Source organism: Anaeroplasma sp., from assembly GCF_034179385.1.
Lineage (GTDB): Bacteria > Bacillota_I > Bacilli_A > Acholeplasmatales > Anaeroplasmataceae > Anaeroplasma.
Map to the genome: position 1 here is coordinate 1 of NZ_JAXFPY010000071.1, position 4,967 is coordinate 4,967.

The 4,967-nt window shown below is 27.3% G+C and carries 8 protein-coding genes; 4 read left to right on the top strand and 4 right to left on the bottom strand.

Annotated elements, in window-relative coordinates:
• The 3 genes from SPJ17_RS04570 to SPJ17_RS04580 form a co-directional block, all read left to right on the top strand.
• Nucleotides 1-829, top strand: an 829-nt coding sequence (locus tag SPJ17_RS04570; RefSeq protein ID WP_321093105.1) for an RHS repeat-associated core domain-containing protein, incomplete at its 5' end; no start/stop codon positions are given.
• Nucleotides 829-1,068, top strand: coding sequence for a hypothetical protein (locus tag SPJ17_RS04575; RefSeq protein WP_321093107.1), 240 nt, complete (start codon nucleotides 829-831; stop codon nucleotides 1,066-1,068). The genes SPJ17_RS04570 and SPJ17_RS04575, both read left to right, overlap by 1 nt.
• Nucleotides 1,069-1,166: 98 nt before the next feature.
• Nucleotides 1,167-1,442 carry a helix-turn-helix domain-containing protein gene (locus SPJ17_RS04580; RefSeq protein WP_321093109.1) on the top strand — a complete coding sequence of 92 codons (276 nt, stop codon included), beginning with the start codon at nucleotides 1,167-1,169 and terminating at the stop codon, nucleotides 1,440-1,442.
• Nucleotides 1,443-1,542: 100 nt separating this feature from the next.
• Here the strand turns inward: SPJ17_RS04580 and SPJ17_RS04585 are convergent, their stop codons facing one another.
• The 4 genes from SPJ17_RS04585 to SPJ17_RS04600 all read right to left on the bottom strand — a co-directional run bounded on the left by SPJ17_RS04585 (nucleotide 1,543) and on the right by SPJ17_RS04600 (nucleotide 4,379).
• Nucleotides 1,543-3,126: an IS66 family transposase gene (locus SPJ17_RS04585; protein ID WP_321093110.1), complete on the bottom strand. Its 1,584-nt coding sequence runs from the start codon at nucleotides 3,124-3,126 to the stop codon at nucleotides 1,543-1,545.
• A gap of 27 nt (nucleotides 3,127-3,153) precedes the next feature.
• A complete protein-coding gene (locus SPJ17_RS04590; RefSeq protein WP_321093112.1) occupies nucleotides 3,154-3,585 on the bottom strand; it encodes a hypothetical protein in 432 nt (143 codons plus the stop codon).
• 105 nt (nucleotides 3,586-3,690) lie between these two features.
• On the bottom strand, nucleotides 3,691-4,041 hold the full coding sequence (gene tnpB / locus SPJ17_RS04595; RefSeq protein WP_178490872.1) for an IS66 family insertion sequence element accessory protein TnpB: 351 nt from the start codon (nucleotides 4,039-4,041) through the stop codon (nucleotides 3,691-3,693).
• Nucleotides 4,038-4,379, bottom strand: a complete 342-nt coding sequence (locus SPJ17_RS04600; protein WP_321093113.1) for a transposase — start codon at nucleotides 4,377-4,379, stop codon at nucleotides 4,038-4,040. The genes tnpB and SPJ17_RS04600 overlap by 4 nt, the downstream gene beginning before the upstream one ends.
• 68 nt (nucleotides 4,380-4,447) lie before the next feature.
• On the opposite strand from SPJ17_RS04600, the gene SPJ17_RS04605 reads away from it, so the two are divergent.
• Nucleotides 4,448-4,651, top strand: coding sequence for a helix-turn-helix domain-containing protein (locus tag SPJ17_RS04605; protein WP_321093115.1), 204 nt, complete (start codon nucleotides 4,448-4,450; stop codon nucleotides 4,649-4,651).
• Nucleotides 4,652-4,967 lie beyond the last annotated feature (316 nt).

A 4,967-nucleotide genomic window follows, 5' to 3' on the forward strand; every position in this document is an offset into this window, starting at 1 on the left:
CACTAATGGTAACTTGGTTGTAAAATATAACTACAATGCATATGGAAATGTAAGTATTAATGATGATGGTTCATATACATTAAATTCATTTATAGCTAACAGGAATCCATTTAGGTATAAGGGATATTATTATGATAATGAAACTCAGCTTTATTGGGTATCCTCACGTTACTATTCGCCTGAATTATGTAGATGGATTTCGCCAGATTCAATCGAATATTTAGATCCTGAAAGCATCAATGGATTGAATTTATATGCGTACTGCGAAAACGATCCAGTTAATAAGTACGATCCTACAGGACATAGTGCCATTTTGATAGGACTAATTATTGGAGCTGTAATTGGATTTGGGGCTGCCGCATATATTGACTATCAAGATGATGGTGAAATATTTAATGGTAGTGTTAAATGGTATGATTATTTAGGAGCTACAGTGTTAGGCGGAGCAATTGGTGCAGGACTAGGTGCTTTTGCTGGTATGAGTTTTTCCGCAACATTACCAACTGGTTTTGCAATGGTACAAACAACTGCTGGAACAACCGCACTTGTAGCCACTGGATCTATGACTTTAACTGTAACTGGTGCACAAATATTAGGAGCTGCAGGATTATTAGGCGCTACATACATGTTTGCTAAAGGTGGTTTACCTAATAATAAGCACCAAAATCAGCAATGGGCAGAAGCAATGAAACAATTAGGAATCGAAAACAGAGATTTATGGCGAAGATTACATAACGAAATACAAAAGCATCCTTATAATACTCACGACAATTTAAGGAAACTAATTAAATTATTAGAAGAAATTTTAAAGAAATGGGGCAAATTATAGTGAAAAGACAAAAAGGTAACGAAGGTGAAAAATACATTAATGCATTTCCAAAATTGAAAAAATGGATTAATGAATGTTTATGTTGCCATGAAAAAGGATACAATCCTTCCATGCCAGATAAAATTACAACAGTAGATGGATCTTTGGAAGTATATTTTATCAAGAAATATTTTAAACCTTTGTCACTAAATGAAGATGGTTTATGCCCACAATGTGAAAAAATATTAAATAAAAAATAGCAAATTACTTTCACAAGCAAAACTAGGTGAGTTTACCTTTGAAGTGAACCCCTTAAGTTGGACTAGAGAAATCTAGAAAGACTTAGGGGGTTTTTATTATGAAATTAAAAGAAGAAGATTTTTATGAAATAGCTAATTTGGTAGATCAAGGGATGAGTTATACTAAAATTGCACAACTTTATAATGTTGGAAAAACAAATATTTATAATTTAGTTAGGCGTTATAAAAAGCATGGAATTGAAGCGATTACTTGTAAAGGAAATTGGAGAAACTTTACCGAATCGTTCAAACTCGAAATTATAAATAGACATTATATGGGAGAAAGTATAACTTTTTTAGCAATTGAATGTAATGTTACTCTATCTGTTATGTGACCACAAATTTTAACCACCCCCTATATTTTTGGGTTTAAAACAACGCTAAAAAGCATTAAATGTTAAGAAAAGTCATAATAACTTTTTTTTACATTTAATGCTATTTTATTTGAAAAGTGTGTAAGACATTCTCATTCCATGGGAAAAGAACCTCTAAATTATTTGAGTAGGCATCGATATTTTCAAAAACATAAGTTAAATATGCTTCAATATTTAAATTATGCATTTTAGATGTTTGAACTAAACTTAACAGATTAAAGTTTGCAATGGCTGTTTCTTGATTATTAATAATTATAGAATTGTTTCTTATCATACATGCTTTTTTAATTTTATTCTCAGCTATTTGATTACTAATAGAAACTCTACCATCTTTTAAATAAGTCCAAAGATTATCCCAATTTGATAATGCATATTTCTTTGCATCTTCCATATATGAACCTTGAGGTGGATTTATTTTTTCTAAATAATCCTTTAATTTAGAAATAATGCTTTTTGTTCTTTCAGAATTCCTTACTTTATATTTTTCCTTTATTGAATAATTTTTAATTTCTCTTTCAATTAAAAATAACTCATCTATTAAAGATATGCAATATCTAGCAGCACTATCTAAATTATCTCTAACCTCTTTAGGAGCTTCATAATAGGCTTTAACAAATCTTCTTCTAACATGACACATACAATTCTGATGTGTTTCTAAAGGTAAATTATTATATCCAGAATAATCATCTGTGACTATAAATAGTACTCCAGTCATCTTATCAATAAGAGTGTATAACCATTCAGAAGATCTGCTATTGGTGAATTTGTATACTGTTCGATATTCATCTACACTACAGTAAACATAACTCTTTTTTCTCTTTTTGCCATTTTCAAGAAATCCAGGATTTGTTAATGACATAGTTGTTTCATCAACATATTTGATTGTTGTTTCATCACTAAATTGTTTTTCAGTCATTAATTCAATTAACCTATTAATCTTTTTTCCTGCATTGATTATATAATTTAAAATAGAATTATATTTTATATCAATATTTTTATATTCAAAAATTTCTTTTAATCTATATATAGGTGTACCTAATAAAAATTTTTGCATTATTAAATATACTACAAAAGAAGTAGTGAAACTTATTCTATTAAATGCGAATCTAGTATTAGGCTCATATAAAATATCTCTTCCTTGGCATTTTTTATTTTTACATGCATATTTTTTCTTTTTATATACAATAATTTCAATTTTTGATGGAACATAATTATATTTTAATACTGGTTCCTCACCTATACAAATCATTTTTTCACCACAAACAGGACAAGTATCATCTTGTTCTAATTCAACTACTTTATAATCAATTCCATTTATTGTTCCTGATTCATTATTTGATTCTAATATTTTTTCTTTAATAATGGTTGTATTATTTAATGTATATTTTTTTCTTCCCCTTTTCTTTTTTACACCATCATTTATTCTATCAGTTCTTTGAATTTTCTCTTCTTTTTTTGTGATTTTTGGTAATGATTCAGATGTACTATCAAAAGTATCTTTGTTATTTTTCTCTACATGTGCATTAAGCTTATTAAGCTTAGCACCTAATGTATCATATTTTATTAATAATTCTAACAATTCTTTTTTTGCTTCTTTCTCAGATAATGAATTCACATAATTCTCATACTTTTGTTTTTTACTCATCTTAATCAACCTTTTTTATATTTAAAATCACTGTTTTTTTATATTCCCTAAAGTACTTTTCCCAACTTTAATTCCTTCAGACTTTAATACCTCTGCAGCTTTCCTTAATGTATATTTAGAAGCTACTTCTCTAATTTTTTCTAATAATCTTGTAGTCTTTGTATCATTAATTTCCATAAAATCATATTGTTCAGAAAATGTTTTTTGACTACAATTCGGATTCTTGCATTCCATTACTCTATTCATAATCTTAATATTTACAATCTTATTATTTATAGGTAAGTCTTCAATTTTTTTTAGATATTTTGTATTAACTGAATCAGATTCATAACCACACATTGGACAACGTAATTTTTTAATTTTAGATTCAACATTTATAATAATTTCTTTATCATTTTCTATATGATTTAAGTATTTAAGATTGGGAGATAGCTCCTTTAAATACGACTTAATATTCATCTAATTCACCACCTTTCTACATTATTAATTATACCATATTTTTGTAAATTTGTCTAGTAGTTTTGGACTAAAATAGTAAAAAAATTAGGGATTTTTTCCCTAATTTTAATAGTATTTATATTGCTTATTTTCATTTTGAATTTGACATATAAAATCTAGTCCAGATAATATTATTTCTAAATCTTTTGTTGTGATTTCGTATCTTCCTTGTTTATTATCGGGATATGGAAATTGTCCTTTATGTAGTTTTTTTACATAAAGCCAGATTCCAACATCATCAAATTCTAATACTTTTACTTGGGTACGCCTTTTATTACAAAATAAAAATAATGTATGTGTATTTAAATTACCTTTGAATTCTGATGATATTAGGGCAGTTAAAGAATTAATTCCTAATCTAAAATCTGTATTGCCAGTATATAAATATACGGATTTTATATTTGTTAGATCAATCATTTAATTATCTCCAATACTTTATCTAAAACACTAATATCAAATTCAAGCTTAAAAGTATTATTCATTTCCAATTTTATGATATTTTTAGATGAAATTATTTCCTTAGTATTTGCAATTTCAACACTTTCTTTTGTAACATTAATAAAGTCATTATTGTTAATTGCTGATGGTGTTTCTGCTAGGAAGGAAGAATTGTATTTTTCAACCCACTGTGAAATTGTAGTTCTAGGAATATTATGTGTTCTGGCATATTTAGTTAGCGGTAATCCACTTGAGAAGTAATCTTGTACAATACCATATTTTTCTTCTGGCGTCCTTTGAGTATATTGTCTTGGCATAGTTTAACCTCCTTAATATACTTAAATGATACCAAAATTATTATGAAATGGTAGGGTGGTTAAAATTTGTGGTCACATCTGTTATCCAAACATGGATTAAAAAATATGAACAATTAGGTTATAATGGTCTTAAAGATAATCGAGGAAGGCCAGGTGTGACCAAGATGGGTAGACCAAGAAAGAATATTCAAAATAATAACAACAAAAAAATGGCGCCATTAACTGACGCAGAAAGAGAAGAATTAAACGAACTAAGAAAACGTACAATATGATGAAACTTTAAGAACAACAGTTTATCATTATCGAAAACCTACACCTAACGTTACCGTCTTTGATATATCCTCAACACTAAAAACCTCGATTTTATTGACTTTTTTTATTTTGTTAGTCAAAAAATTGAGGTTATTTTTTCTATTTTTTTTAATTTTTTAAAGTTTTTACTTATTTGTACTTTAATAAGATAGATAAAGATTCTTGTACGTTATTGTACTTTAGAGTTAAGATTATATTTCATAATTTACTTTATCTTTATATAGATTTTCACTCCATGGAACTAAATCTTTGTAATCTACAGTCAATGGTCTACCA